The organism is Faecalibacterium sp. IP-3-29, assembly GCF_023347335.1.
GTDB lineage: Bacteria > Bacillota > Clostridia > Oscillospirales > Ruminococcaceae > Faecalibacterium > Faecalibacterium duncaniae.
Genome location: NZ_CP094471.1, coordinates 2,826,007 through 2,851,336, shown reverse-complemented (window position 1 = coordinate 2,851,336; position 25,330 = coordinate 2,826,007). Strand labels below are relative to the sequence as shown.

Here is a 25,330-nt window from a genome sequence, read left to right as displayed (position 1 = left end):
GGAACCTTATGAAAGCAACCGGCATCGTGCGCCGCATCGATGAGCTGGGGCGGGTGGTCATCCCCAAGGAGATCCGCCGCACCCAGCGCATCCGCAGGGGAGACCCGCTGGAGATCTTCACAACAGGGGACGGCGAGGTCATCTTCAAAAAGTATTCGCCCATGGGGGAACTGAGCGGGGTAACGGCCCAGTATGTGGATGTGCTGAGCAAGTGCTTTGCCCTGACGGCCTTTGTCTCAGACCGGGACCGCATTCTGGCGGCATCCGGTGCGGGCAGGCGGGATCTGGCAGACCGCAGCGTGAGCCAGCCGCTGGAAAAGCTGATGGACAGCCGCAAGCCCTACCAGAGCGATGGCAGCCCCGAAAAGGCATTGCTGCCCTGTGAGGGCTCACCCCGGGCGCTGCTGTGCGCTGTGCCCATCATTGCGGCGGGGGATGTCACCGGCAGTGTGGGCCTGCTTACGGAGGACCGCACTGCCCAGCCCGATGCCGCCCAGCTCAAGGCGGTGAACGTGGCGGCGGCATTTCTGGCAAAGCAGATGGAGGAATGATCTATTATATAGGAGAGCCGCCGCAGGGCGGCTCTTTTTTTGTGCGGCCTTTATGACAGAATTATGAATCTTTCAAAACTTTTCTGAGAAGCTATTGACAGCGCCGCAAAATTGGATATAATGGTCTTAGCACTCAGGAAGAAGGAGTGCTAAAGAACAAAAAGCGAACGAAGGAGGCAGGCGCTATGACGATGGATGCACGCAAACAGCGTGTCTTGCAGGCGATCGTTGCGCTGTATGGCCTCGAGGGCGAGCCCGTGGGCAGCAGTGTGCTGGCAAACTACTTTGATATGGCAGTTTCCAGTGCCACGCTGCGCAACGAGATGGCCGCGCTGACCAAGCTGGGTCTGCTGGAGCAGCCCCACACCAGCGCAGGCCGTGTCCCCAGTGCCAAGGGCTACCGTTATTATCTGGATCATCTTCTCACCGATGACCAGCCGCTGGACCGTGTGACCCGCGCCCGTGTGGACGCGGTGTTCGCAAGCCTTGACCATGAGCCGGAAAAGCTGGCACAGGGTGCCGCCAAGGCGCTGGCCGCCATCAGCGGCTGCACAGCCGCCGTCAGCACCCCCTGTGCTGAGGATCTCTGCATCGCCCACTACGAGGTGGTGCAGGTGGGCCGCAGCGCCGCAGCGGTGCTGGCTGTGACCACTGCCGGTTATGTCCGCACCCGTGTGGCGCGGGTCCGCACCGGTCTTTCCCGGGAAAATGCAGCGGCGCTTGCCGCCCTGCTCAACCGGAACCTGACCTTTGTGGCTCCTGTTGATCTGTCGCCCCGGCTCCTTGCAGAGCTGTGCAGTCAGATCAGCCCGGAGCTGGTGCCGGTGATCAGCGCCGCCGCCGCCATCCTGCAGGATTCCACCCAGCCCCATGTGTATCTGGGTGGTGAGCAGTACCTGCTGGACTGGCCCCAGCTGGACGGCAAGGTGGGCAGCATCCTGAGCCTGCTGAACGACGAAGAGCAGGCCGCCGCCCTCATTGCACCCCCGGCAGAGCAGAGCGAAAGCATCCTGCTGGGCGAGGATCTGGAACCTCAGATTCCTGGCCTGTGCATCGTGAGTGACCGGTATCTGGTGGGCGGAGGCCTCTGGGGCTCCGTGGCCCTCATCGGCCCCACCCGGATGCCCTTCCAGAAGCTGATGCCGCTGCTCCACACCTTTGCCGACCAGCTTGGCGAAGGAATGAGCGGCAAACGAAAAGATACCCCGCAGGCAGCCGCACCCCGGCGGACTGTGATCTATAAGGAGGACCTGGAATGAGCGAAGAAACAAAAAAGACCCCGCAGGCAGAAGAACCTGCCGTGGAGCCCAACACCGCCGAGCAGGCCGCCCCGGAAACTGCACCTGAGCAGGCAGCGGCTCCCGAGACGAACGCTGAAGCGGCAGACCCCAAGAAAAAGGATGGCTTCTTCAACAAGAAGGCCCGGGAGCTGGAGGCCGTGAAGGCAAAGCTGGACGCGGCTGAGAAGAATGCCAATCAGGCCAAGGATCAGCTGCTGCGGATGGCCGCCGAGTATGAGAACTACCGCAAGCGCTCCACCCGTGAGGCTGACCAGAAGTTCAACGACGGCGTGTCCTTTGCCGTGAACCAGATCATCCCCATTCTGGATACGCTGGAGATGGCGGCCAACGCCCCCACCACCGACGAGAACTACAAGAAGGGCGTGACCATGACACTGGACAAAGCCGCCAAGGCGCTGAGTGTCCTCCATGTGGAGGAGATCGAGGCGCTGGGCAAGCCCTTTGACCCCAACTTTATGAATGCCGTGCAGCAGATCCCCGCCCCCGATGGGCAGGAGAGCGGCACCGTGATCACGGTCTACCAGAAGGGCTACAAGCTGGGCGATAAGATCGTCCGCCATGCCACCGTTGTTGTGGCAGAGTGATTTTGCAAGACCCCGCAAGGGTTTTCAAATATAACATCCGCTTGGTAACATTTGAGCATCATATAAACAAAAAACGTTCTGAATTTGAGAGGAGCTTTCATTATGAGTAAGATCATTGGTATCGACCTTGGTACTACCAACAGCTGCGTGGCTGTTATGGAGGGCGGCGAGCCCGTTGTTATCGCAAACTCTGAGGGTGCACGCACCACCCCGTCTGTTGTCGGCTTCACCAAGACCGGCGACCGTCTGGTGGGTCAGGTCGCAAAGCGCCAGGCCATCACCAACCCTGAGAACACGGTGGCTTCCATCAAGCGTTATATGGGCACCGACCACAAGGTGACCCTGAACGGCAAGGAGTACACTCCCCAGCAGGTCAGCGCTATGATCCTGCAGAAGCTGAAGGCAGATGCTGAGGCTTATCTGGGCGAGACTGTCACCGATGCAGTCATCACCGTTCCTGCATACTTCAACGACAGCCAGCGTCAGGCAACCAAGGACGCAGGCACCATTGCCGGCCTGAACGTCAAGCGTATCATCAACGAGCCCACTGCCGCATCTCTGGCATACGGCATCGATAAGGAAGAGGACCAGAAGATCATGGTCTACGACCTGGGCGGCGGCACCTTCGATGTCTCCATCATCGAGATGGGCGACGGCGTGACCGAGGTTCTGGCCACCAACGGTGATACCCACCTGGGCGGCGATGACTTCGACCAGCGCATCATCGACTGGATGGCAGATGCGTTCCAGAACGAGAACGGCATCGACCTGCGCAAGGATAAGATGGCCGCACAGCGCCTGAAGGAAGCTGCTGAGAAGGCAAAGATCGAGCTGTCCAGCGCAATGAGCAGCCAGATCAACCTGCCCTTCATCACTGCTGACGCTACCGGCCCCAAGCATCTGGATATGACCCTGACCCGCGCAAAGTTCAATGAGCTGACCGCTGATCTGGTCGACCGCACCATGACCCCTGTCCGCAAGGCTCTGCAGGATGCAGGCCTGCGTCCCTCTGACCTGAAGAAGGTCCTGATGGTCGGTGGTTCCACCCGTATCCCCGCTGTCTACGATGCAGTCAAGAAGGAACTGAACTGTGAGCCCTTCAAGGGCATCAACCCCGATGAGTGCGTGGCTGTGGGCGCTGCCATCCAGGGCGGCGTTCTGCAGGGCGATGTCAAGGGCCTGCTGCTGCTGGATGTCACCCCGCTGAGCCTGGGCATTGAGACCCTGGGCGGCGTGTGCACCAAGATCATCGACCGCAACACCACCATCCCCACCCACAAGAGCCAGGTGTTCTCCACTGCTGCTGATAACCAGCCCTCTGTTGAGATCAACGTTCTGCAGGGCGAGCGTGAGTTTGCCCGTGACAACAAGAGCCTGGGTGTGTTCCACCTGGATGGCATTGCTCCGGCTCCCCGTGGTGTGCCTCAGATCGAAGTCACCTTCGATATCGATGCAAACGGCATCGTGAAGGTCAGCGCGAAGGATCTGGGCACCGGCAAGGAGCAGAACATCACCATCACCGCTTCCACCAATATGTCCAAGGAAGATATCGACAAGGCTGTGAAGGAAGCTGAGCAGTTTGCTGCCGATGATAAGAAGAAGCGTGAAGAGGTCGATATCCGCAACGGCGCTGATCAGATGGTGTTCCAGACTGAGAAGATGCTGAAGGAGAACGGCGACAAGATGCCCGCTGACGTGAAGAGCGAAGCTGAGGCAAAGCTGGCCGACCTCAAGACCGCTGTTCAGTCCGGTTCCATCGATGAGATCAAGGCAAAGCAGGATGAGCTGAGCCATGTCTTTGAGAAGATGTATCAGGCTGCCGCTGCTGCCCAGCAGGCTGCAGGCGCACAGCCCGGCCCCGATGCTGGCGCAAACAACCAGCAGAAGCCCAACGATGACGGCGTTGTGGACGCTGACTTCAAGGAAGTCTAAGTTCTGACACAAACGGCAGATGCCCGGCCAAACCGGCGGGCAGGCGTGCCGGATAAAAGCAAAAGCCGCTCCGGTTTTGCCGGGGCGGCCTTTGCTGGTTTTATAGAGGTATGGTTATGGCACAGGAAAAGCGCGATTACTACGAAGTGCTGGGAGTACCCAAAACGGCCACCGATGCGGAGATCAAAAAGGCTTACCGCAAGCTGGCCATGAAGTACCACCCGGACTACAACCCCGGCGATAAGGATGCCGAGGAAAAGTTCAAGGAAGTCAATGAAGCCAACGAGGTGCTTTCGGACCCGAAGAAGCGCCAGCTGTACGATCAGTACGGCTTTGCCGGTGTGGACCCCAGCTATGCAGCCCAGAACGGCGGCGGCGCGGGCGGCTTCAGCGGCTTTGGCGGCGATGGAGTCGATCTGGGCGATATCTTCGGTGATATCTTTGGCGGCGGTTTCGGCGGCTTTGGCGGCTCTGCCCGTCAGGCAAACCCCAACGCCCCCCGCAAGGGTCAGGATATCCGTGTGCGGATCACCCTGAGCTTTGATGAGGCCGTGCATGGCTGCAAGAAGAACATCACCATCACCCGCCAGCAGGAGTGCACGGAGTGCCATGGCAGCGGCTGCGCCGCCGGCAGCAGCCCCGAGACCTGCCCGGACTGCGGCGGCCGCGGCTATGTCATCCGGCAGCAGCGCACTCCCTTTGGCGTGATGCAGACCCAGCAGCCCTGCTCCCGCTGCGGCGGCAAGGGCAAGCTGGTCAAGAACCCCTGCAAGGTCTGCCACGGCAGCGGAAAAACTGCAGCCAGGAAAACGCTGGAGGTGTCCATCCCCATGGGCATCGACGATGATCAGAGCTTTGCACTGCGCGGCATGGGCGATGCCGGTGCCAACGGCGGCCCTGCCGGTGATGTGATCGTGATGGTCACGGTCCGGCCCAGCGAGGTGTTCCAGCGCGACGGCTATGATGTCTGGGTCACGGTGCCCATTACCTACAGCCAGGCGGTTCTGGGCGACAGCATCACCGTGCCCTCCATTGACGGCAAGGTGGAGTACACCGTGCCCGAAGGCACCCAGAGCGGCACCACCTTCCGCCTGCGCGGCAAGGGCATCCAGTATCTGAACGGCCGCGGCCGGGGCGATATGTACGTCAAGTGCGAGGTAGAGATCCCCAAGAAGCTGAACAAGGCCCAGCGCGATGCCCTGAAGAAGTTTGAGGGCACCCTGAAAGAGGAGAACTACGAAAAGCGCAAGGGCTTCTTCAAGAAGCTGAAGGATATGTTTGCATAAGATTGGCGGCCTCGCCCTCTCAGTCTCGCTGACGCTCGCCAGCTCCCCCAAAGGGGGAGCCAAGAGCACTTGCCTCTCCCTTCGGGAGAGGTGGATTTGCGAAGCAAAGACGGAGAGGGTGAGCACGCTAAACAAAAATGGAGTTGTTACACGAGATGTGTAACAGCTCCATTTTTTATGCTTGGATTTAATGTGCCGGGACAAAATCCTCCGGACAGACACAACCGTTCTGTGCCAGAACACGGTGTAAGACCTGCATGACACCGGCTTCCCGGTGGGAAGGGGCCAGAAAAGGAACCTTCTGGCGCAGCGGTTCGCTGCCGTTTTCCATCAGAAAACCATAGCGGACGGTCTGCAGCATCTCGGCATCATTGTAGGTATCGCCAAAGGCCATTATGCTCTCAGACGGCAGGCCCCACAGCTGCCCCAGCGTTTGCAGGGCGGCACCTTTGTGGACACCGGGATTCATGATGTCCACCCAGCATTCACCGGCAACGGCTACGGAGTAGATGCTCCGCTGACTGGCATAGACCGTATCGTAGGCCTGCTGCGCATTGTGCTGTGGCAGGTAGATGGTGAATTTGTCGGCAGGGGCGGCGACATCTTCCAGCCGGTCCACATATTCGATCTTGGTGTAGAAATGCCGCAGCACGGCATCGTGGACGGCGAACGGCCGCTCCACATAGGCACTTTCCAGACCGCAGAGAACCGCAATATCGCCCTGCTCCCGGGTCAGGCGGTTCAGCGCCCGCCAGCCTTCCGGAGACATCTCCGAAGTGAAGAGGTTCTGCCCCTTCCAGCGGATGGCACCGCCGTTGTCGCCGATGAAAACAAGCTCATCCTGTAAGGTGGGGAACATGGCTTCCAGCGTATAGAGCGGTCTGCCGCTGGCAGGAGCAAACCGGATGCCCAGCTCTGCCAGTGCATGGATCGTCTCTTCAAAGTCTGCCGGGAGCTGACTTTGTTCGTCCAGAAGGGTGGCATCCATGTCGGATGCGATCAAGCGGATACGGTCCATAACTTAACCCATATAGCTGATGTTCACATCGATCTGGCCGCCGTAGCCGGGGATGCGGGCGGTGCAGGTGCCCTGCCACATGTTGCAGGCAATGGGGCTGGAGGCCACGTTGTAGTGGGCGTTCCAGATGTAGTAGTTGGACAGCTGGCTCATATCCAGCCGCTTGCGGAACCAGGTGGTGGAGGCGTACACGCCGGGCTTGTAGCCCAGTGCCTTGACCTCTTCACAGAAAGCCACGGCACACTTGGTGCGGTCTTCCACGCCCAGACCATCGGCACGGCCATTGCCCGCGCCGGAAGCCTCGGTATCAAAGTAGATGGGGTAATCGAGCTGACGGCCATTCAGCACATAGACGCAGGCCTGTGCTTCCTCGCGGGCCTCGTTTTCGTTGACAGCCTGGCTGAAGCAGTAGATGCCCACCCGCAGCCCGGCGTTGCGGGCGTTGGTGAAGTGCTCCTCAAACTTTGGGTCCTGCACCAGCGCGCCGGAGCCATAGCCGCGGTAGCCGATACGGATGATGGCAAACTCCACACCTGCCGTTTTCACCTTGTCCCAATCAATGCTGCTCTGATACTTGGAAACATCGATGCCGAAGGTGGCGGGCTGCTGCACGCCGGAGGCATCAAAATAATAGAGCTTGTTGTCGATGCTCTGGATGCCGGTGACAGGCTGGTGGGTGTTCTGGTCGTAGTAATAGGTCTTGCCGTTCTCGGTGCGCCAGCCGGAATACTGAGGCGTTTCTTCCTCATCCTTGCCGAAGAAGAACTCCCACAGCCACTGCAGCAGGCCGTTTTCACCGGTCAGGCAGGTGGGGTCTACGCTCTCTTCGTCCAGCGTGCCGCTGTCCAGTGCCTCCCGGATCTCTTCAGGGGTCAGCAGAACGGTGCCGTTGATATCCTTGATCTGGGCTTCGGCCAACATATTCTCGCCGTTCTCGGAAGCGGCAGGCGCTTCCTCGGCTACGGGGGCGGTCTCCTCCGTTTCGGGCAGGATGGCGGCCTCCTCAGGAGCGGCCATCGGGTCCTCAGCGGCCAGCGCCTCGGTCTCTGTCAGGAAGTGGGGGAAGGAGTTTTCGTTCTCGATCTCCGAAGCATCCCCGGCCATGGGGTCGGCGGGGATAGCCTCCGGCTGCACAGCGGGCTTTGCAGCGGGGGCGGTGCTCTCTGTCGGAGCGGCGGCGGTGTTCTCCGCCTTGGTCACGGGTGCGGCAGGGGTGCTGGCTGCGGCCTGCTCCTGAGAAGAAGCGCTCTCTTCCGGCTGGGTGCTCTCGGCCTCTGCCTCGCTCCTGTCACTCTTATGATCGAATTTGGGCAGGGTGACCCTGCCCTCAGTCTGCAGGGCGGCGGGCTCGACCGTCAGGCCCGCAGGCTGGGATGCCAGCAGGAAGGTGGTGCCCGCACCGCCAATGGTGATGGCTGCCGCCATCACAAGGCACGCAACAGCCTGGCCGATGCTGCGGCCGGTGCCGTTCTTGCTTGATTTTTTGAAAGATGTTGGTTTCATGCCGCTTGCTCTGCCTCCAAGCTGGACCGGGCAGGATACACGAACTGCACCGGCCCGCCAATATAGTCTCGCATCATTGCGGATAAAGCTATTTTTACTCTCCCAGTATACACCCAAACCCGGGTCGCCGTCAATCAGTTCGCTGTGCTCCGGCATCGCGTCAGGCAGAAAAAGCGGAAAGAAAAACACGCTCCACAGTAAAAACGAGCAGGAAAGCAGAATCATTGCATCCAAAGCTGTGAAATTTGTCGCTTTGGACGAAAAACGCGGCCTCCTCTTGCTGTCTTGACAGGTGTATGGTATGATACTTGACACGGAAAGCTCCCGCGCAATGGGCCGGGAGAGAAAGGTTAGGAAGAGTCTATGTCAAGTGTAAAGGACTTTTTGAAGCGGAAGGATATCGTTATCACGCCGCAGCGTTATCTCATCGAGGCTCTGGGTGCCATGGCACAGGGCCTGTTCGCCAGCCTGCTGATCGGCACCATCATCAAAACGCTGGGCCAGCAGACCGGGCTGGAGGTGCTGGTCGATCTGGGCGGCTATGCCTCGGCCATGAGCGGTCCGGCCATGGCCTGTGCCATCGGCTGGGCACTGCACTGCCCCCCGCTGGTGCTGTTCAGCCTGATCACCGTGGGCTACTCGGCCAATGCGCTGGGCGGCGCAGGCGGCCCGCTGGCTGTTCTGATCATTGCCATTGTGGCTGCTGAGATGGGCAAGGCCGTGAGCAAGGAGACCAAGGTCGATATCCTTGTCACCCCGCTGGTGACCATTTTTGTGGGCGTGGGCCTTTCCATGCTCATCGCGGCTCCCATCGGTGCCGCCGCCAGCCAGGTGGGCACCCTGATCATGTGGGCCACTGAGCAGGCCCCGCTGGTCATGGGCATTCTGGTGTCTGTCATCGTGGGTGTGGCGCTGACCCTGCCCATCTCCTCTGCCGCCATCTGCGCGGCCCTGGGCCTGACCGGTCTGGCGGGCGGCGCTGCTGTGGCAGGCTGCTGCGCCCAGATGGTCGGCTTTGCCGTGATGAGCTATAAGGAGAACGGTGTGGGCGGCCTGGTCAGCCAGGGCCTGGGCACCAGTATGCTCCAGATGGGCAATATCATCAAGAACCCCCGCATCTGGATCGCCCCCACGCTGGCCTCGGCCATCACCGGCCCGCTGGCGACCTGCCTGTTCCACTTTGAGATGAACGGCGCGGCGGTCTCCTCCGGCATGGGCACCTGCGGTCTGGTGGGCCAGATCGGCGTGTACACCGGCTGGGTGAACGATATCGCCGCCGGCACCAAGGCCGCCATTACCCCCATGGACTGGGCCGCCATGGCCCTGATCTGCTTTGTTCTGCCCGCTGTCCTGAGCGTTCTCTTCTGCGAGATCGAGCGCAGGCTGGGCTGGATCAAAGAGGGCGATCTGAAGCTGAACTAAACTCCCTCCGTCATCGCTTACGCGACGCCACCTCCCTCAATGAGGGAGGCTAAAAGGCTCCCTCTCCGAGGGAGCTGGCACGGCAAAGCCGTGACTGAGGGAGTTATAAAGGTTTCCCGTCCAACACGGCTTCAGCCAGCGTATCATTTTCATATCGGAGTTTGAGCGAGAAAAAGGGTCTGTCCTCCTTGAGCAGGCGGAAGAAGATTTTGTCGCCCTCCCAGATGGGAAGCCGCTCCACCTGCTCTTTGGGCACCCATTCCAGAATGCCCTCGTTCCGGGCGGCATCCTTTACCAGTGTGCCTGTCCAGGCATCGGCGGTGTAAAGGAACATGTATTCGGTCAGCTCGCCCAGAAGAAAGGTCACTACGCCCCGGCAGCGGTAGGAGGTCAGGGTGAGGCCGGTCTCCTCCTGCACTTCCCGCAGCAGGCAGTCCTCCGGGCTTTCAAACGGCTCAAACTTGCCGCCAACACCGATCCATTTGTCGTGGTTCAGGTCGTTCTTCTTGGTCACGCGGTGGAGCATCAGGTAGGCATTATCCTGTTCCAGATAGCACAGGGTGGTGTTGCGCATGGGAAATTTGGGATCCATCAGCAATTCTCCGTTTCTGTCAGCATTACAAAAAGCGTCCCACAGGGAGCCCCCTGTGGGACGCTTTTATCGTTTCTTATTTCCGTGCGGCCCGGCCTTTTCCGGCGTTGTTCAGCTTCCGCACCAGATCATTCTGGTGCTTGCGCTGGGAGGGCGTGGGCTCCGGGTCCCGCTTTTCCTCGGCACGGGCGTTGGTCTGCGCGGTGTCGGGGTCAACGCGCACCAGGTTCCATTCCTGATTGCCGCCCGAGACGTAATTCCAGATCTGGGCCTGTGCACCGTTGGAGGTGTTCATGCCCACAAGGTCGATGTATTTGTCGGCCAGCACGTTGCGGATGCGGGTGCGGCCGTTCCGGGTGGACTCCAGCTCCCAGCACTGGCTCAGCCCGCTGGTGCGGCCCCACTGGTGCAGCCAGGTGCCCTCGACCACGCCGCCCAGGGCCAGATCGATGAACTTGCCCGTAAAGCGGTTCCTGATCCGCCAGCGTCCCTCGCCGGCATCCACGAACTGCCACTGCTGCCACGGATGCCCGGCGTAGTCCCACAGACGGATGGCCGCGCCGTTCTCCGTGTTGAAGTTCTTGATCTCCAACACCTTCCCATTGGGTGCCTTGATGAGGTAAAACTCATTTTCCAGTAAAACGACCTGAGATGCTTTTGCCATACGTCCGTGTCTCCTTTCTGGTAAAATCTGGTTTGACGCTTCTATTATAGCGGATTTCCCGGTACGCAACAAGATTGATTCTTGACGAATTTTTTTCTTTTTATTGTGCATTTTGCACTTTCCGCAGCTTTCGACAGAGCCACGGCCCGGCATACCACAGCACCAGACAGATCAGCCCGATCAGCCGGATCTGCGTGTTGGTGCAGTGAGTGTTCAATTCCAGCCCGATGCCGAAGGAAAGGAGATTGGCGGTCAGCGCATAGAGGATGGGGTGAGGCTTTTTGCCCTCCGGCCAGGGCAGATACCGGTTGTAGACAAAGGCCTCCACGGAGAACACCAGTACCTCCAGTGCAAAATAAAGGAAATTGCCCAACATCGGCCCGAGATAGAGCGTGCCATAGCACAGCCCGAGGTTCAGGATGATCTGCGTGGCAAGGTTGACCTTGCCGATGAGATTGCGCTGGGCGGGGCCGCGCAGCCCGAAAAGCAGGATGCCCCACGTCAGCTCTAAAATCAGGGTAATGAGCACCCGGGCGGCAAAGGAGGAAAGGATGTCGGAATCGTTGCGGTTGTGGTAGACCCGCAGGCCGTCTTGGAAATCGAGAAGCACCTGCCACTCGCTGGAAAAGGCATAGCGCTCCACCGGCTCCTCGCTGCGGTAGAATGTACCAGTCTCTATATTATAGAGTAAAACATAGAACTTGTTGGGCGGGTAGTAGCCCCAGACGAACTCCTCGTCGGCCGTGCCGGGGTATTCCTGAAAATAGCCCAGAAAGTAGTAGCCCTCGGGGGCGGGGTAGTTCCGGAAGGCCTCCCAGGCCTCCCGGGAACCCATCCGCTCCCGGTAGTCTGCCGGGGCGGTCCAGGGGCCGTTGAGGGCCGTATTGCCCAGCAGGGTGACCGCATAGCGCTGGCCCGGCGTGTAATAGAGCTTGAGCGTGACCGAGGGCTTGGGGCCCATGTCCGCAAAAACGGGCAGGGAAAGGGCCAGCACCAGCAGGGCCGAGAGGAAAAAAGCAAAAATTTTTTTGCGAAAAATTTTCTTCATGGCGGTGTCCTCACTTCAAAAAACAAAAAATTCCGACACGTCTTTCCTTAACCTGTAAACGTATGAAAAACAGCTGTTATTGCAGGGCGCTCTGCACAAAATTGCAGATGGAGCTTTGTGCACCATTTCCTGTTTTTCTTACAAGTACAAAACGACCGTTTTCGGCCTCTTTCAGGGCAGAATATGAACAATTTGTTTCCGGCTCACGGCCAATTCAGGACACTGACTTCACATTTATAAAGCAAAGCGAACTTTACTGCTTTATTTACATGAACAAAACGGCTTTCAAAAGAAACTTTAATTTGTTTCACGTTTTTGGATATTGACTTTATATCAAAACTGCGGTATAGTAAGGATGCGGAGAGCGGAAAACGCCCCGCCGACACTTGAGCTTCAGGCGTAAGCCTGTGAGAAAAATATAGGAGGTTTGACTTATGTACTATTACATTCTGGGTTGCGGCATTGCTTGTCTGGTTCTGTTCGGCATCAACAGCATGGATACGGTGGATGTCAAGCCGGCCGAGATCTTGGGTAAGGTCATTCTGTGGCCCGTTGCCCTGATGGAAGCAGTTGTTCGTTACAGCTCCACGCATCACAACATCAAGACCGCGCTGTAAAACATCTCGTTCCAAACCAACGAAGAGCAATCAGGCGGCTGCGCTTTCAAAAAGGAAGGCGCAGCCGCCTTTTTGTTTTGCACTTTACGGCGTTGTATGGTACAATAACACCAGAACTTTTAGGGAGGGAAATTGCTATGACCAATGAGACCTTACATACCCTTGAGACCCGCCGCAGCTGCCGCGCCTACAAGCCGGAGCAGATCACGAAAGAAGAGCTGGAAGCCGTTCTGCGTGCAGGCACCTTTGCCCCCAGCGCCATGAACCGCCAGAGTGCAAAGATCGTGGTGGTGCAGGATGCCGAGACCCGCGCCCAGCTCACCCGGATGAATGCTGCCGTGATGGGCAACACGGGCGACCCCATGTACGGTGCCCCCACCATTCTGGTGGTGCTGGCGGATGCCAACGCCCGCTGTGGCGTGCAGGACGGCAGCCTTGTGATGGGCAACCTGATGAACGCTGCTGCCGCCATCGGGCTGGGCAGCTGCTGGATCAACCGCGCAAAGGAAGAGTTCGAGACCGAAGAGGGCAAGGCCCTGCTGAAAAAGTGGGGCATTGAGGGGGACTATATCGGTGTGGGCCACTGCATTCTGGGCTACCCGGCAGAGGAACCCCGGCCCGCCGCCCCCCGCAAGCCGGATTATATCGTATACGCATAAGGAGCACTATGAAACCCGATTACAAGCTGGTCGCAAAGGCCAAATACATTCACGCCAACGCTGACCTTGCCAGTGAGATCTGGCACGAGGTCTACAAGCGCTATTACCCTGCAAAGCAGCTGGACACGCTGGTGGAAACGCTGCAGAGCGCCGATGCCATTGAGGCAGACATCGACAACGATGTGAACTATTTCCTCGTGGTGCTGGGCGGCAAGACCATCGGCTACTTTGCCTGGAAGATGGAGAACACGGCCCTGCACCTGCTCCACCTCTACCTCAAGCCCGAGTACCGGGGCAAAGCACTGGGCCGGGATATCCTGGCCACCTGCGAGCGTCTGGCCCGGGGTGAGGGCCGGGGCCGCCTGTACTGCGAGGTGCACACCAAGTGCCTGCCGGTGCTGCAGTTCTTCAAGACCAAGGGCTACCGCGTGCTGGGCCCCGCCGAGGCAGAAGCTGCGGGCATTTCCATGCAGCTGACCACACTGGAAAAAATGCTGTAAATTTCCCGTTGATTTTTTGCCGCGTTTGCACTACAATAAAGTAGTGTATTGAAGTGCCCCGCGCGGGCCAGACCCAACCTGAACGATAGGGGAGGAACAAGCCATGGCAAAAGATCATCCCACCGGAGAGTCCGGCCTGTATTCTGCATTGCTGGAGCTGAAAACGCCTGAGGAGTGCTACCGCTTTTTGCAGGATGTGTGCAGCTACGCCGAGCTCAGTGCAATGGAGCAGCGGTATAACATCGCGGAAAAGCTGGTCAACAAGCAGAGCTATACCAGCATCATGGGCAACATTGGTGCGTCCAGCGCCATCATCAGCCGGGTGAGCCGGGTCATCAGCAAGGATGACAGCGTGCTGCGCCGCCTGCTGGAAGAAAAGGCGGAACAGCCCGCCGAAGAATAACACGGACCGCGCGCCGCGGGGCAGGGGAGCACCCGCCCTGCGGTGCGCTTTTTTAGAAGGGAGTCTGTAAAGATGAGTAAGGCAGTTGTATTTTTTGCCGATGGCACCGAGGAGTGCGAAGCTCTGCTGGTGGTAGACCTGCTGCGCCGCGCCAAGGTGGAGGTCATCGTGGCCTCTGCCATGGGCCGCAGGGAGCTGGTGAGCAGCCATAAGATCCACCTGACCGCCGATGCGCTGGCCGAGGAAGTGGATTATTCCGATGTGGACATGGTCGTTCTGCCCGGCGGGATCCCGGGCACACCCAACCTTGCCGCCAACAAGACGGTCACCGAGACCTGTGCCGCCTTTGCCAGGGCAGGCCGGAAGGTGGCCGCCATCTGTGCCGCCCCCAGCATCCTGGCCTCTCTTGGCCTGCTGGAGGGCAGGAACGCCACCGCCCACGCTGGCTTCCAGGATCAGCTGGCCGGTGCCATCGTCCACGATGAAGAGGTCGTGGTGGATGGCAACATCACCACCAGCTATGGGCTGGGCGGTGCCATCCCCTTTGCACTGGAACTGGTGCGCCAGCTGGCCGGTCAGGCAGAGGCGGAGCGTATCCGGAACGCCATTGCGTATCGGCACTGAGAAAGGGGATGCGGTATGCGCTTTATTACCTGCCGCTTGCCGGACGGCGTGGAAGACCCGGCGATTTTATCGGAGGATGGACGGCAGGTCTGGCCGCTGAGCTGGCTGGGCCTGAGCTATGAGACCCTGAGCGAGGCCATTCCGTTTCTGACCCCGCAGGTGCGGTATGGGCTGTCGCTGGCCATTGCGGGCATTCCCGCTCTGCCTGTGGAGGCCGTCACACTGGAAAGCCCCATCCCGGCCCCGGCGCAGGATGTCATCTGCCTGGGCATCAATTATATGGCCCACTCCGATGAGGCGGAGAAATATTCTGCCGCTGCCTTTGCCACCAAACACGAGGATGCCATCTACTTTTCCAAGCGCGTGACCCGCGCCGTGCCGGACGGCGGCCCCATCGAGGCCCACACCGATCTGGTGAAAAAGCTGGATTATGAGTGTGAGCTGGCTGTGGTGCTGGGCAGGGATGCCAGGGATGTGCCCGCCGGTCAGACCCGGGACTACATCTTCGGCTACACCATCCTGAACGATGTTTCAGCCCGGGATGTGCAGACGGCGCACAAACAGTGGTATTTCGGCAAGAGTCTGGACGGCTTTACCCCCATCGGGCCCTGCATCGTCACGGCAGATGCCTTTGCCGACTACCCGCCCAGGCTGGGCATCCGCAGCTTTGTCAACGGCGAGAAGCGGCAGGATTCCAATACCGCCCTGCAGATCTTTGACATCGACCATGTCATTGCCGAGCTTTCGCAGGGTATGACCCTGAAAGCGGGCACCATCATTGCCACCGGCACCCCGGCGGGTGTGGGCATGGGCATGGACCCGCCGCAGTTCCTCAAGCCCGGAGATGTGGTGCGGTGCGAGATCGAGGGCATTGGCACACTGACCAATCCGGTCGAGTGATTCCGAAATGCAATATCTGAGCGTGAATATCCGAGCTGTTATATAATTGATGACAAAATTGCTCTTGTTCATATACTATTCAAAATAAGTTCATTTGAAGTTCACACACTTCCGGTATACATAGGGCAACAAAGGCGCACATCGCGCCGCATCCCCTGTGCAGTAACAGCACGACAGGCCGCAAAGGATGCCTGTTGTGTGAGAGGAAAGGAATTGGAACGCTATGAAAATTGGTTTTACAGAGCTGCTCCTGGTGGCCTTCGTGGCCTTCGTGGTCATCGGCCCCGATAAGCTGCCCGAGTACGCCCGCAAGCTCGGCAAGATGCTGCGGGAGCTGAAGAAGTACACCGGTGCCGCTTCCGAGGAGATCCAGAAGAATGTGGTGGAGCCCCTGAACGAGATCCAGGCCCCCATCAAGGAAGCCGTTGCTCCCCTGACCGACATCAAGAAGGACATCGACGACAGCATGAAGGATGTCACCAAGAGCTTTACCAACATTGGTAAGACCAGCAAGGAAGAAGCCAAGAAGGCCGAAGAGGTCGAGGAAGTGGCCGAGCTGGAGGATACCGTGGAGGAGCTGCCCGAAGAGCCTGTCAAGGCGGAGGAGCCTGCCGCTGAGCCTGTGAAGGCAGAGGAAAAGGCAGAAGAGCCTGCTGCAGAGGAAAAGCCCGAGGAGGCCCCCGCTGCAAACGAAGCCCCTGCCGAGGCTGTTCCCGCTGAGGAAGCTGCCCCTGCCGAAGAGGCAAAGGTCTAAGTACATGGATACACCCGCGCCCGCGGTTGTAGGATAAAAACTGGAATCCAGCCCGCCAGAGCGGCGCGGCAAGAGTAAAAAGGAGATTATTATTATGAGAATCGGACCTCAGGAGCTTATCATTGTTCTGATCATCGTTCTGGTCATCTTTGGACCCAAGAACCTGCCGAAGCTGGGCAAGATGTTCGGCAAGACCATGAAGAACTTTAAGGAAGGTATGGAAGACGTGGATGAGAACGGCGACGCCAAGCCTGCCGAGACCAAGACCGAGGAAAAGGCTGAGAAGAAGGACGAGGAGTAATTTGTGGCTACCAACGTGAAGCGCAAAAAGAAAGCCGAAGTCATGTCGGACGACGGCAGCATGACGCTGACCGGACATCTGAAAGAGCTGCGGAACCGGCTGATCATCTGCGCGGCGGTGTTTGTAGTGGGCGTGATCGGCTTCCTGGCAATTTCGGATAAGCTGATCGACCTGCTGACGGCCATGGCAATGAATGCGAACTACACCTTCGTGTTCCTGGCCCCGCAGGAAAAGCTGATGCAGTATTTCCGGGTGTCCCTGATCGCTGCGGTGATCGTGACCATTCCGGTGGCGCTGTATCAGGTCTACGCCTTTGCAAAACCCGGCCTGAAACGGAGCGAGAGATTCTTCTTCCGGCTGGTGCTGCTGTTCGGTCTGGCTCTGTTCTGCGTAGGTGTGCTGTTCGCCTACAAGGTCACCCTGCCGTTCATGCTGAACTTCCTCGTCACGCTGGAGGGTACCGATTACATCACGGCATCCATCAGCATCGAGAGCTACATCAACCTCTGCCTGACCATGTTCATCATCTTCGGCTGTGTGTTTGAAATGCCTCTGGTCACCATCATTCTGGCCAAGATGGGCATTGCAAACCCCGAGATCATGAAGAAGGGCCGCGGCGTTGCCATTGTCCTGATCTTCCTGGTCGCAGCCATCATCACCCCGCCCGATATCGTGTCGCAGTGCTTCGTGGCTGTGCCCATGTGCCTGCTGTACTTTATCAGCATCTTCCTCAGCGGCATTTTCTATAAGCCCAAGACGGATGATGACGACGAGGATGAGGATGACGAAGAGGAATCCTCTGACGAAGAGTAAGTTCTCCCAAGGCTTTCCGGCCCTCCCACTGCGGGAGGGCCTTTTGCTTTGCCAAAAATCGAAACGGATTTTCGGCTTTTTGCATAAATCCTGTTTCAGCCGCTGTCTTTTGCAAATGGATATGCTATAATGATAACGATGAGAAAACCGGCGGCCTGACCGCCGCAAAGAAGGGGTAAATGAATATGAAAGAGTACGCATTCGGCATCGACCTGGGCGGCACCACGGCCAAGGTGGGCCTGTTTACCACGGCGGGCGCTCTGCTGGAAAAGTGGGAGGTGCCCACCGACACCTCCAATGCAGGTGAACACATCCTCGGGAACCTGGCCAAGGCCGTGAAGGACAAGATGCAGGAAAACGGCATCACTGCCGAGCAGGTGGAGGGCGTGGGTGTCGGTGTGCCCGGCCCTGTGCTGGACAGCCGCATCGTGCCCATTGTCTGCGCCAACCTCGGCGGCTGGGGTGAGCGGAACGTCTCCATCCAGCTGTCCGGCCTGCTGGACGGCATCAAGGTGCTGGTGGGCAACGATGCCGACGTGGCCGCGCTGGGCGAGATCTGGATGGGCTGTGCCAAGGGCTGCCGCAGCGCGGTGATGGTCACGCTGGGCACCGGTGTCGGCGGCGGTGTCATCGTCAACGGCAGGATCATCGAAGGTGCACACGGTGCAGGCGGCGAGATCGGCCACATCACCGTCAACCCCCACGAGACGGCGGTCTGCGGCTGCGGCAAGCACGGCTGTCTGGAGCAGTATTCCAGCGCCACCGGCGTGGTCCGCTGTATGAAGAAGCTGCTGGACGAGAACCCGGACACCCCCTGCACCCTGCGCGGCACCGACTTTGCCGCCAAGGATGTCTTTGATGCCGCCCGTGCAGGCGATGCACTGGCCGCCCGTGAGGTGGACGAGATGACCGACATCCTGGGCATGGCGCTGGCCTCTATTGCCTCCACCACCGACCCCGAGATGTTTATGGTGGGCGGCGGTGTCGCCCGTGCCGGAGATGTCCTCTTCAACCCCCTGCGGGAGCATTTCAAGACCTATGCCTTCAGCTCCTGCCGCGAGACCCCCATCGTTGCCGCTACCCTCGGCAATGATGCCGGCATCTATGGTGCTGTGCGGCTCATCGTGGGAGAATAAAACCTGATATTTCATGGTCCCATGCCCGCATCTCAATCGTGTGGGCATGGGGATTTTTATTTTATAAGAAGAAGGAGCTGAATCAATGAATTATACCCCTATTACAGAGGAAAATGTTGAAAAAGCAGCAACGCTTTATATGAACCACTACAACCAACATTCTGGCGGGTGCTGGACTTATGAAAAGGCATATAAGCGAATCCGTCAGATGGTAACGATGGAGGATTCCCTCTGTCTGATGCAAGAAGATGACAACGATATTCCAACAGGGCTTGTCATCGGTTTTTTGGAAAGCTACGATGAATTTACATTCTATTATCTCGACGAGATCCTGATTTTCGGGGAGTATCAGAACAAGGGGTATGGCAGATTACTTCTCCAAGAAGTGGAACAGCGTGTGCGGGAACGTGGTGCACAGGTGATTGAACTGGTCTGTCCGGATGATGCACACCACATGCACTTTTACGGCGGCTTCGGGATGGCGGAAGCAACGAACCTGAAGCTGATGAAAAAACGATTGTAAATCTGCCGTGGTTATTTTTGAGGCAAAAACGGACGAACTGGAACAGCACTATCTCCGGGATTTTGGAGCGCGTCCGGTTGCATCCTTACATCCCGGCGGGCCGGGAACGTTTTTCTGAAATCATTGCAAAGCCCCGTGCCGGTGCGATATGCCGGACACGGGGCTTTTTCTATTTTTGAAATATAAAATACAAGACAAAAAGTAAATTATACTTGACATAATGTCTGGTGAGTGCTATTCTGTATCCAGAGGGAATGAGCTTACCCTCACAGGAAATGGACGAGGTGACAGGATGCCGAAGAATCTGAAACTGAAAGCTGCCCGCGCGGAAAAAGATATGACGCAGGGGGCATTGGCAGAAGCGGCTGGGGTCTCGCGCCAGACCATCAACGCGATCGAAAAGGGCGAGTACAACCCCACCATCAATCTCTGCCGCAGCATCTGCAAAATTCTGGGAAAAACACTGGATGAACTGTTCTGGGAGGAATGAGAAATGAAATTTTCACTGTACAGCAAGAAAAATGTTCTGGATGAGATGCAGGAGCAGACCATGTCCAAAATTGAGAGGCGTGGCTTCTGGCTGATGTGGGGCGGTCTGCTGGCCGCAATGGTGATTCAGATGATGACGGGCAATGCAGATAAAGCGACCGGAGAATGGGTCGTTTTTATGGCCGGATGTGGTTACACCTGTATAGAGTGCGTCCGGAATGGCCTGTGGGACCGCCATCTTTCTTCCAGTATGGGAGCCAATGCGGTTTGTTCTCTGCTGGCGGCCGTGGCGGTTACGGTGCTGTGTGGCCTGACCTATGGCTATTGGATGGGCGCTGCGTTTACTGGTGTTTCGACAGGTCTGCTCTGCTTTGCACTGCTCCAATTCTGTGTACATCTGGTGCAGAAGAATCGGAAAAAGCTGGACGATGAACCGGAAGAAAAATAACACCTGATTTTCCACAACAAAAAGCGGAACCGTTGAAAACTCAGCGGTCCCGCTTTTTGTTGTTGCAATTATTTCTGATACCGGATGCTGTCTTTTTCGGTGATAGGCCGCAGCACCTTACAGGGGTTGCCCACGGCCACCACGCCGGAGGGAATATCCTTTGTGACCACGCTGCCTGCACCGATGACCGTGTTAGAGCCGATGGTGACCCCGGGCAGGATGGTGACATCACCGCCCAGCCAGACGTTGTCCCCCAGTGTGATGGGGGCTGTGGTCTCAAGGCCGCTGTTGCGCTCTTCCGGCAGCATGGGGTGGATGGCAGTGTACATGCCGCAGTTGGGGCCGATGAAGCAGTGCCTGCCCAGTGTGATTTTTGCGCAGTCCATCAGGTAAGCACCGTGGTTGATGTAGGTGCCCGCACCGATGAAGCAGTGATAGCCGTAATCCACATACAGGTGCGGCAGAATGACCACATGTTCTTCCATGTGGGGCAGCAGCTGACGCAGAAGCTCTGCCCGCTTTGCTTTTTCAGAGGGGCGGGTCTGGTTGAACTCGGTGTAGAGCTCCTCGGCTTTCTCTCGTTCGGCACAGAGCTCCGGGGTGTAGTTTGCGTCGTACCAGAGACCTGCTTCCCATTTTTCACGTTCTGTCATAAACGTTCTCCTGTTATAAGGTGTCCTCACCGGGCAGCTGGTTCCACAGGCGGTAGTACACGCCCTGCTTTGCCAGCAGCTCTTCGTGAGTGCCGGATTCCACAATGCCCTCGGAGCCAAGCACCAGAATACGGTCGTAGTTCTTGATGGTGGTCAGGCGGTGGGCGATGGTCAGGGTGGTGCGGCCATGGGCCAGCTTTTCCAGGCTCTGCCCCACAAGGATCTCGCTCTCGTTGTCCAGTGCGCTGGTGGCCTCGTCCAGGATCAGGATGGGCGGGTTCTTCAGGAACACCCGGGCAATGGCGATGCGCTGCTTCTGGCCGCCCGAGAGCTTGACACCGCGCTCGCCGACATAGGTGTCGAAGCCGTCCTTCAGGGCCATGATAAAGCGCTCTGCACCGGCCAGACGGGCAGCTTCGATGATCTCCTCCCGGGTGGCATCGGGCTTGCCGTAGGCGATGTTATCCGCCACAGAGCCGCTGAACAGGTACACGTCCTGCTGGACGATGCCGATGTCCTCGCGCAGGCTCTTGAGGGTGACCTGCTGGATGTCCTGCCCGTCGATGTAGATGTGGCCGCTGGTCACATCGTAGAAGCGGGGGATGAGGTTGCACAGAGTGGTCTTGCCGCCGCCGGAGGGGCCGACCAGAGCCAGCCGCTCGCCTGCCTTGATGTCCAGACTGACATGGTGGAGCACCTTGTTGTGGTCGTCCGGGTACTCAAAGCTGACATCGTCAAACCGGATGGCACCGGGGCCGGGCTGCAGGGGCCGGGCATCGGGGGCATCGTGGATGGGCACGGGGGTGTCCATGATCTCGGCAAAGCGCTCAATGCCGGTCATGCCGCGCTGGAACTGCTCGGCGAACTCGACGATGCGGCGGATGGTAGCGATCAGGGTGGTGACATAGAGCATGTAGGCCACCAGGTCACCGGCGGTGATCTTACCGTTGACCAGCGACAGGCCGCCCGCCAGAATGACCACCAGATACATCAGGCCGTCGAACAGGCGGGTGGAGGTGTTGAAGGCTGCCATGGCGTAGTAGCCCAGCGTTTTGATGTGCTCAAAGTCTTTGTTGCCCTGCTCGAACTTGGCGCGCTCCTGCTCCTCGGCGGCAAAGGCTTTTACCACGCCCTGCCCCAGCAGGCTGTCCTCGATGGTAGCGTTCAGCTCACCGATCTGGATGCGCTGTTGCCGGAACCGGGCACGCAGACGGCCGTTCAGATAAACGGACACCACGCCCATCAGGGGCACGCAGGCGAACACCGCCAGCGTCAGCGGGATGCTGGCCTGGCACAGGATGATGAAGGAGGCCAGGATCTTGATAAAGGCGATGAAAAATTCCTCGGGGCAGTGGTGGGCAAACTCGGTCACATCGAACAGATCGTTGGTGATGCGGCCCATGATGGTGCCGACCTTGGTATTATTGTAATAGGTGTGGTCGAGCAGCAGCAGGTGGTCAAAGGCATCCCGGCGCATGTCGGTTTCGATGTGCACGCCCATGATGTGGCCGATGCCGGACATGAAATACTGGGCCGCACCGTCGATGATGCGGAGCACAAAGTAGATGCCCGCCAGCTTGAGCACGATGCCGGTGGTCAGGGTGATGCCCACGCCCATGGCCGAGTTGGTGATGGTGCTCATGATCTTGGGCAGGAAGATGTCACACAGGGTGGTCAGCGCGGCACAGAACAGGTCGAGAAAGAGCACTGCCTTGTGCTTTGCCAGATAGGGTAAAAAGCGGCGGATGAGCGCGCCGCTGCTGTTGTGATGCGCACCGGGGTCTTTGATGTTTTGTTTTGCCATGGTTCCTCCTTGATTTCAACTTCTCAGCCTGCGCGTCAGCGATGACGGAGAGGCTTATTTTTTGCTGTAATCCCGTTCGCCGTAGATCGCGGTGCCAATGCGCACCAGCGTTGCGCCTTCGCGGATGGCGTTCTCGTAATCGCCGCTCATGCCCATGGAGAGGGTCTGCATCTCCACGTTGGAATAGCCGCGCTCCCCGGCCTTTACGAACAGGTCATGGACGGCGGCGAGGTACCGGCGATTCTGTGCATCGTCATCGTTGACCGGGGGAATGGCCATCAGGCCCTTGACCCGGATGTGCTCCTGTGCGGCAGCGGCATCCAGCAGGGGCCAGAGCGCCTCCGGCGAAACGCCGCTCTTGCTCTCCTCTCCGCCGATGTTCACCTCCAGCAGGACGTTCTGCACGATGCCTGCTTTGGCGGCTTCCTTCTCGATGGCGGTCAGCAGATGTTCACTGCCCACGCTCTGGATCAGGCTGGCCCGGCCCAGGACTTTTTTGATCTTGTTGGTCTGCAGGTGTCCGATGAAATGGCTGGGCTTGCCGCAGTAAGCGCCTGCGTCAAAGTTTGCGCAGAGCTCCTGCACATGGTTTTCGCCAAACACGTCAATGGGCAGGGCGGCACTTGCGGCCACGGTTTCAGCGGTGCGGGTCTTGCAGGCGGCGCACAGCTGGACCTCGGCAGGGTCACGGCCTGCCTCCCGGGCAGCGGCGGCCATCTTTTCACGGATGGCCAGCACGGCCTCCCGCATCTCTTCCGGTGTTTTTTCTGCCATAAGGCATCAGTCCTCCTCGGTATATTTTGCGCGCTCTCCGCCAATGAGCTTCGGACGGGTGCGGGCGCAGAGAATGTTTGCTTCCCCGATCCGGTTCAGGCTCAGCCGCACCGGCACGGCCACCCGGCGCAGGTGCATCCCGATCAGGGTGCCGCCGATGTCGATACCGGCGTGGGCGCGGATCTCCTCCACAGCAATGGGGTCTTTGCACTGCTTCCAGCAGGTGGTGGCCCAGCTGCCGCCCGCATGGGGCCGGGGCACAACACACACTTCCTCCCAGCCGTATTGTTCGGCGGCTTCCCGCTCCATGATAATGGCCCGGTTCAGGTGCTCGCAGCACTGTGCCGCCAGCCAGATGCCGCGCTGAGCCAGCACCGGTGCAATGCCTGCGTAGACGGCCTGCGCGGCCTCCAGACTGCTGTCCTTGCCGATGTGCCCGCCCACGATCTCGCTGGACGAGCAGCCCACCACGAACACGTCGCCTTTTTTCAGCTTTGCCTGTTCCAGCAGCTCTTCCACTGCCTGCCGGGCTTCCGCCTGGATCTGCTGTTTGAATGCGTCTGTCATATCAATTACCTCGTATCGATCGGTTGCCGCGATGACCCGATGTTTTGTATTCTGTTGGGCCCAAGCGTTTACAACAATTTTTCCGGGATGCCCAGAGCTCCCCTGGCAGGGGAGCTGGCACGCGAAGCGTGACGGAGCGGTTCAGACCCGTACAGAATAAAGCGCTTTTTCTCCCGCGATGCCAAAATACACCCGGTTCTCCACCGGGCAGAGGGCAGAGCTGCTGCCCTGAGGCTTGCCGGAAAAGCTCCACAGCCAGCTTCCGCTGGCGGTGGAAACGGCCTCGGCGCGGATGCCGTCGGCGGGCAGGGAGAACAGGTTCTCCTGCATCGATTCGCTCAGCCGCAGGGCCACACCGCGCAGGAAGGTGCTGCCTGCATGGCGTTCCAGCCAGCTGGAGCTGGCCCAGCGGTAGCTGATGTAGAGGGTGCTGTCCTCATCCAGCGCCAGCGTGCCGGGATAGCCCGGCAGCCCGCTGAAGCTGCTCTGACAGCCCTTGCCCCCTGCGGTCAGGCTGCGGGCAGAGGCCGCAGCGCTCCAGATGCAGCGGCTGCCGAGGTCGGAGATGTAGAGGGTCTGGGTGCGCTCGTCCAGCGCAAGGCCGGACGCTCCGGCAATGCCGCCCACCACCTGCTCCACGGTGCGGGCGGCGGGATCATAAACGTATACCGCACCTGTTCCGGTGTGGGCCAGCAGCTCGGTGCGCAGGGCGCTTTCCAGCCCATGTTCCGCGCTCTCCTGCCCGACCACGGCAAAGTAGACCTTGCCGTCCGCACCGACCTCCACGGCAGAAAGGGCCCCCAGCGGGGCTCCGTCGATCTGCGTGACCACCTGCTCCACCGAAGCGCCCCAGCTGTCGTGCCGGGCGCGGCAGAGGGTGCCCCCGGCAGGGGTGAGGACTGTGAGCCACAGGTCTCCCGCAGCATCGAACGCAAAGCCGGTCAGCTCGCCCTCTACGCTCAGGATGACCGCAGCGTTGCCGCCGTCGGTGCGCACCAGATCGCTGGTGCGTTTCTTCAGGGAGGAGCCGTTCCATGCCGCCGCATAGACAAGGCCATCCCGGGTGCGGATGCAGTCCACACCCTGATACCCGCCCAGATCCCAGATCTCCCTGCGGTCGGTGGAAAGCGCTGCCTGCGCCGCGCCGGAGGCCTGCCGGTGATCCGGGGCGGTGTAGGCTTTGGGCGGAGCCTCAATGGGCCGGAGCACCAGCGCCCAGATCAGCGCAGCAACCGCGGCCAGCGTAAACACGATGCTCAATTTCTGGAACCTCTGGAGCACTTCCTCCCGCTCGGCGGCACGCTGGGCCTCCTGCACGGCCCGGCGGCGTGCAGCGGCGGCGCTGGCCCGGTTGGCGCGGCGAAGCCAGCGGTCTACCCACAGGGCCGCACTGGGCCCGATGGTCAGTGACGCGATGAGCAGGATGAGAAGCAGTTCAACGAATCCGATGCGCATAGGCAGATT

Annotated in this window: 29 protein-coding genes; 19 read left to right on the top strand and 10 right to left on the bottom strand. The window is 59.2% G+C overall.

What is annotated here, in order from left to right; genetic code table 11:
• The first annotated feature begins 8 nt into the window (after window positions 1-8).
• The 5 genes from MTP40_RS13700 to dnaJ all read left to right on the top strand — a co-directional run bounded on the left by MTP40_RS13700 (window position 9) and on the right by dnaJ (window position 5,654).
• Window positions 9-551 carry a stage V sporulation T C-terminal domain-containing protein gene (locus tag MTP40_RS13700; RefSeq protein WP_005934668.1) on the top strand — a complete coding sequence of 181 codons (543 nt, stop codon included), beginning with the start codon at window positions 9-11 and terminating at the stop codon, window positions 549-551.
• 185 nt (window positions 552-736) lie between these two features.
• Window positions 737-1,810, top strand: coding sequence for a heat-inducible transcriptional repressor HrcA (hrcA, locus tag MTP40_RS13695; RefSeq protein WP_097771359.1), 1,074 nt, complete (start codon window positions 737-739; stop codon window positions 1,808-1,810).
• Window positions 1,807-2,436: a nucleotide exchange factor GrpE gene (gene grpE / locus MTP40_RS13690; protein WP_207684640.1), complete on the top strand. Its 630-nt coding sequence runs from the start codon at window positions 1,807-1,809 to the stop codon at window positions 2,434-2,436. Before hrcA ends, grpE begins: the two co-directional genes overlap by 4 nt.
• Before the next feature lie 102 nt (window positions 2,437-2,538).
• Window positions 2,539-4,368 carry a molecular chaperone DnaK gene (gene dnaK / locus MTP40_RS13685; RefSeq protein ID WP_005934665.1) on the top strand — a complete coding sequence of 610 codons (1,830 nt, stop codon included), beginning with the start codon at window positions 2,539-2,541 and terminating at the stop codon, window positions 4,366-4,368.
• A 116-nt stretch (window positions 4,369-4,484) separates the two neighbouring features.
• Entirely contained in the window at window positions 4,485-5,654 is a 1,170-nt protein-coding gene (gene dnaJ / locus MTP40_RS13680; RefSeq protein ID WP_249259545.1) for a molecular chaperone DnaJ, read from the top strand.
• 187 nt (window positions 5,655-5,841) lie between these two features.
• On the opposite strand, the gene MTP40_RS13675 is transcribed toward dnaJ, so the two are convergent.
• Both MTP40_RS13675 and MTP40_RS13670 read right to left on the bottom strand, forming a co-directional pair.
• Window positions 5,842-6,672, bottom strand: coding sequence for an HAD family hydrolase (locus tag MTP40_RS13675; protein ID WP_249259544.1), 831 nt, complete (start codon window positions 6,670-6,672; stop codon window positions 5,842-5,844).
• 3 nt (window positions 6,673-6,675) lie between these two features.
• A complete protein-coding gene (locus MTP40_RS13670) occupies window positions 6,676-8,175 on the bottom strand; it encodes a GH25 family lysozyme (protein ID WP_249259543.1) in 1,500 nt (499 codons plus the stop codon).
• A gap of 363 nt (window positions 8,176-8,538) precedes the next feature.
• On the opposite strand from MTP40_RS13670, the gene MTP40_RS13665 reads away from it, so the two are divergent.
• Complete coding sequence (locus MTP40_RS13665) at window positions 8,539-9,597, top strand: PTS transporter subunit IIC (RefSeq protein WP_249259542.1); 1,059 nt, start codon at window positions 8,539-8,541, stop codon at window positions 9,595-9,597.
• Between the two features lie 103 nt (window positions 9,598-9,700).
• Here MTP40_RS13665 and MTP40_RS13660 read toward each other — a convergent pair whose 3' ends face one another.
• From MTP40_RS13660 to MTP40_RS13650, 3 genes are all read right to left on the bottom strand, one after another.
• A complete protein-coding gene (locus MTP40_RS13660) occupies window positions 9,701-10,189 on the bottom strand; it encodes an NUDIX hydrolase (RefSeq protein ID WP_249259541.1) in 489 nt (162 codons plus the stop codon).
• Window positions 10,190-10,265: 76 nt separating this feature from the next.
• Window positions 10,266-10,853 carry an RICIN domain-containing protein gene (locus MTP40_RS13655; RefSeq protein ID WP_035394617.1) on the bottom strand — a complete coding sequence of 196 codons (588 nt, stop codon included), beginning with the start codon at window positions 10,851-10,853 and terminating at the stop codon, window positions 10,266-10,268.
• A 100-nt stretch (window positions 10,854-10,953) separates the two neighbouring features.
• Window positions 10,954-11,901, bottom strand: a complete 948-nt coding sequence (locus tag MTP40_RS13650; RefSeq protein WP_249259540.1) for a hypothetical protein — start codon at window positions 11,899-11,901, stop codon at window positions 10,954-10,956.
• Between the two features lie 434 nt (window positions 11,902-12,335).
• Here MTP40_RS13650 and MTP40_RS13645 point away from each other — a divergent pair, with 434 nt between their 5' ends.
• From MTP40_RS13645 to MTP40_RS13585, 13 genes are all read left to right on the top strand, one after another.
• Window positions 12,336-12,518 (top strand): hypothetical protein, encoded by a 183-nt coding sequence (locus MTP40_RS13645; RefSeq protein WP_005934654.1) that lies wholly within the window; start codon window positions 12,336-12,338, stop codon window positions 12,516-12,518.
• Window positions 12,519-12,655: 137 nt separating this feature from the next.
• Window positions 12,656-13,177 (top strand): nitroreductase family protein, encoded by a 522-nt coding sequence (locus MTP40_RS13640; RefSeq protein WP_005934653.1) that lies wholly within the window; start codon window positions 12,656-12,658, stop codon window positions 13,175-13,177.
• Window positions 13,178-13,185: 8 nt separating this feature from the next.
• Window positions 13,186-13,677 (top strand): GNAT family N-acetyltransferase, encoded by a 492-nt coding sequence (locus MTP40_RS13635; RefSeq protein WP_097773195.1) that lies wholly within the window; start codon window positions 13,186-13,188, stop codon window positions 13,675-13,677.
• Between the two features lie 103 nt (window positions 13,678-13,780).
• A complete protein-coding gene (locus tag MTP40_RS13630; protein ID WP_005934651.1) occupies window positions 13,781-14,080 on the top strand; it encodes a YerC/YecD family TrpR-related protein in 300 nt (99 codons plus the stop codon).
• Between the two features lie 72 nt (window positions 14,081-14,152).
• Window positions 14,153-14,704 (top strand): DJ-1 family glyoxalase III, encoded by a 552-nt coding sequence (locus tag MTP40_RS13625; protein WP_117533755.1) that lies wholly within the window; start codon window positions 14,153-14,155, stop codon window positions 14,702-14,704.
• Window positions 14,705-14,719: 15 nt separating this feature from the next.
• Complete coding sequence (locus tag MTP40_RS13620) at window positions 14,720-15,604, top strand: fumarylacetoacetate hydrolase family protein (protein WP_249257584.1); 885 nt, start codon at window positions 14,720-14,722, stop codon at window positions 15,602-15,604.
• A gap of 223 nt (window positions 15,605-15,827) precedes the next feature.
• Window positions 15,828-16,358, top strand: a complete 531-nt coding sequence (locus MTP40_RS13615) for a Sec-independent protein translocase subunit TatA/TatB (protein ID WP_249257583.1) — start codon at window positions 15,828-15,830, stop codon at window positions 16,356-16,358.
• A 94-nt stretch (window positions 16,359-16,452) separates the two neighbouring features.
• Window positions 16,453-16,659: a twin-arginine translocase TatA/TatE family subunit gene (tatA, locus tag MTP40_RS13610; protein WP_005934643.1), complete on the top strand. Its 207-nt coding sequence runs from the start codon at window positions 16,453-16,455 to the stop codon at window positions 16,657-16,659.
• A gap of 3 nt (window positions 16,660-16,662) precedes the next feature.
• Window positions 16,663-17,472, top strand: coding sequence for a twin-arginine translocase subunit TatC (tatC, locus tag MTP40_RS13605; protein WP_156066665.1), 810 nt, complete (start codon window positions 16,663-16,665; stop codon window positions 17,470-17,472).
• Window positions 17,473-17,657: 185 nt separating this feature from the next.
• The gene (locus MTP40_RS13600; RefSeq protein WP_097773228.1) at window positions 17,658-18,608 is read left to right on the top strand and encodes an ROK family glucokinase; all 951 of its coding nucleotides are present in this window, start codon (window positions 17,658-17,660) and stop codon (window positions 18,606-18,608) included.
• Window positions 18,609-18,693: 85 nt separating this feature from the next.
• Entirely contained in the window at window positions 18,694-19,131 is a 438-nt protein-coding gene (locus MTP40_RS13595) for a GNAT family N-acetyltransferase (protein WP_227622233.1), read from the top strand.
• Window positions 19,132-19,423: 292 nt separating this feature from the next.
• Window positions 19,424-19,621, top strand: coding sequence for a helix-turn-helix transcriptional regulator (locus MTP40_RS13590; protein ID WP_005934630.1), 198 nt, complete (start codon window positions 19,424-19,426; stop codon window positions 19,619-19,621).
• 3 nt (window positions 19,622-19,624) lie between these two features.
• A complete protein-coding gene (locus MTP40_RS13585; protein WP_227622235.1) occupies window positions 19,625-20,068 on the top strand; it encodes a DUF6773 family protein in 444 nt (147 codons plus the stop codon).
• Between the two features lie 68 nt (window positions 20,069-20,136).
• Here MTP40_RS13585 and MTP40_RS13580 read toward each other — a convergent pair whose 3' ends face one another.
• From MTP40_RS13580 to MTP40_RS13560, 5 genes are all read right to left on the bottom strand, one after another.
• Entirely contained in the window at window positions 20,137-20,721 is a 585-nt protein-coding gene (locus MTP40_RS13580) for a sugar O-acetyltransferase (protein ID WP_098924203.1), read from the bottom strand.
• A gap of 13 nt (window positions 20,722-20,734) precedes the next feature.
• Window positions 20,735-22,525 (bottom strand): ABC transporter ATP-binding protein, encoded by a 1,791-nt coding sequence (locus MTP40_RS13575; RefSeq protein WP_005934623.1) that lies wholly within the window; start codon window positions 22,523-22,525, stop codon window positions 20,735-20,737.
• Between the two features lie 54 nt (window positions 22,526-22,579).
• Complete coding sequence (locus MTP40_RS13570) at window positions 22,580-23,299, bottom strand: YggS family pyridoxal phosphate-dependent enzyme (RefSeq protein WP_097771342.1); 720 nt, start codon at window positions 23,297-23,299, stop codon at window positions 22,580-22,582.
• Window positions 23,300-23,305: 6 nt separating this feature from the next.
• Window positions 23,306-23,866 carry a TIGR01440 family protein gene (locus MTP40_RS13565; protein WP_154277133.1) on the bottom strand — a complete coding sequence of 187 codons (561 nt, stop codon included), beginning with the start codon at window positions 23,864-23,866 and terminating at the stop codon, window positions 23,306-23,308.
• A gap of 141 nt (window positions 23,867-24,007) precedes the next feature.
• The gene (locus MTP40_RS13560; protein ID WP_249259539.1) at window positions 24,008-25,321 is read right to left on the bottom strand and encodes an SMP-30/gluconolactonase/LRE family protein; all 1,314 of its coding nucleotides are present in this window, start codon (window positions 25,319-25,321) and stop codon (window positions 24,008-24,010) included.
• Window positions 25,322-25,330: the final 9 nt, after the last annotated feature.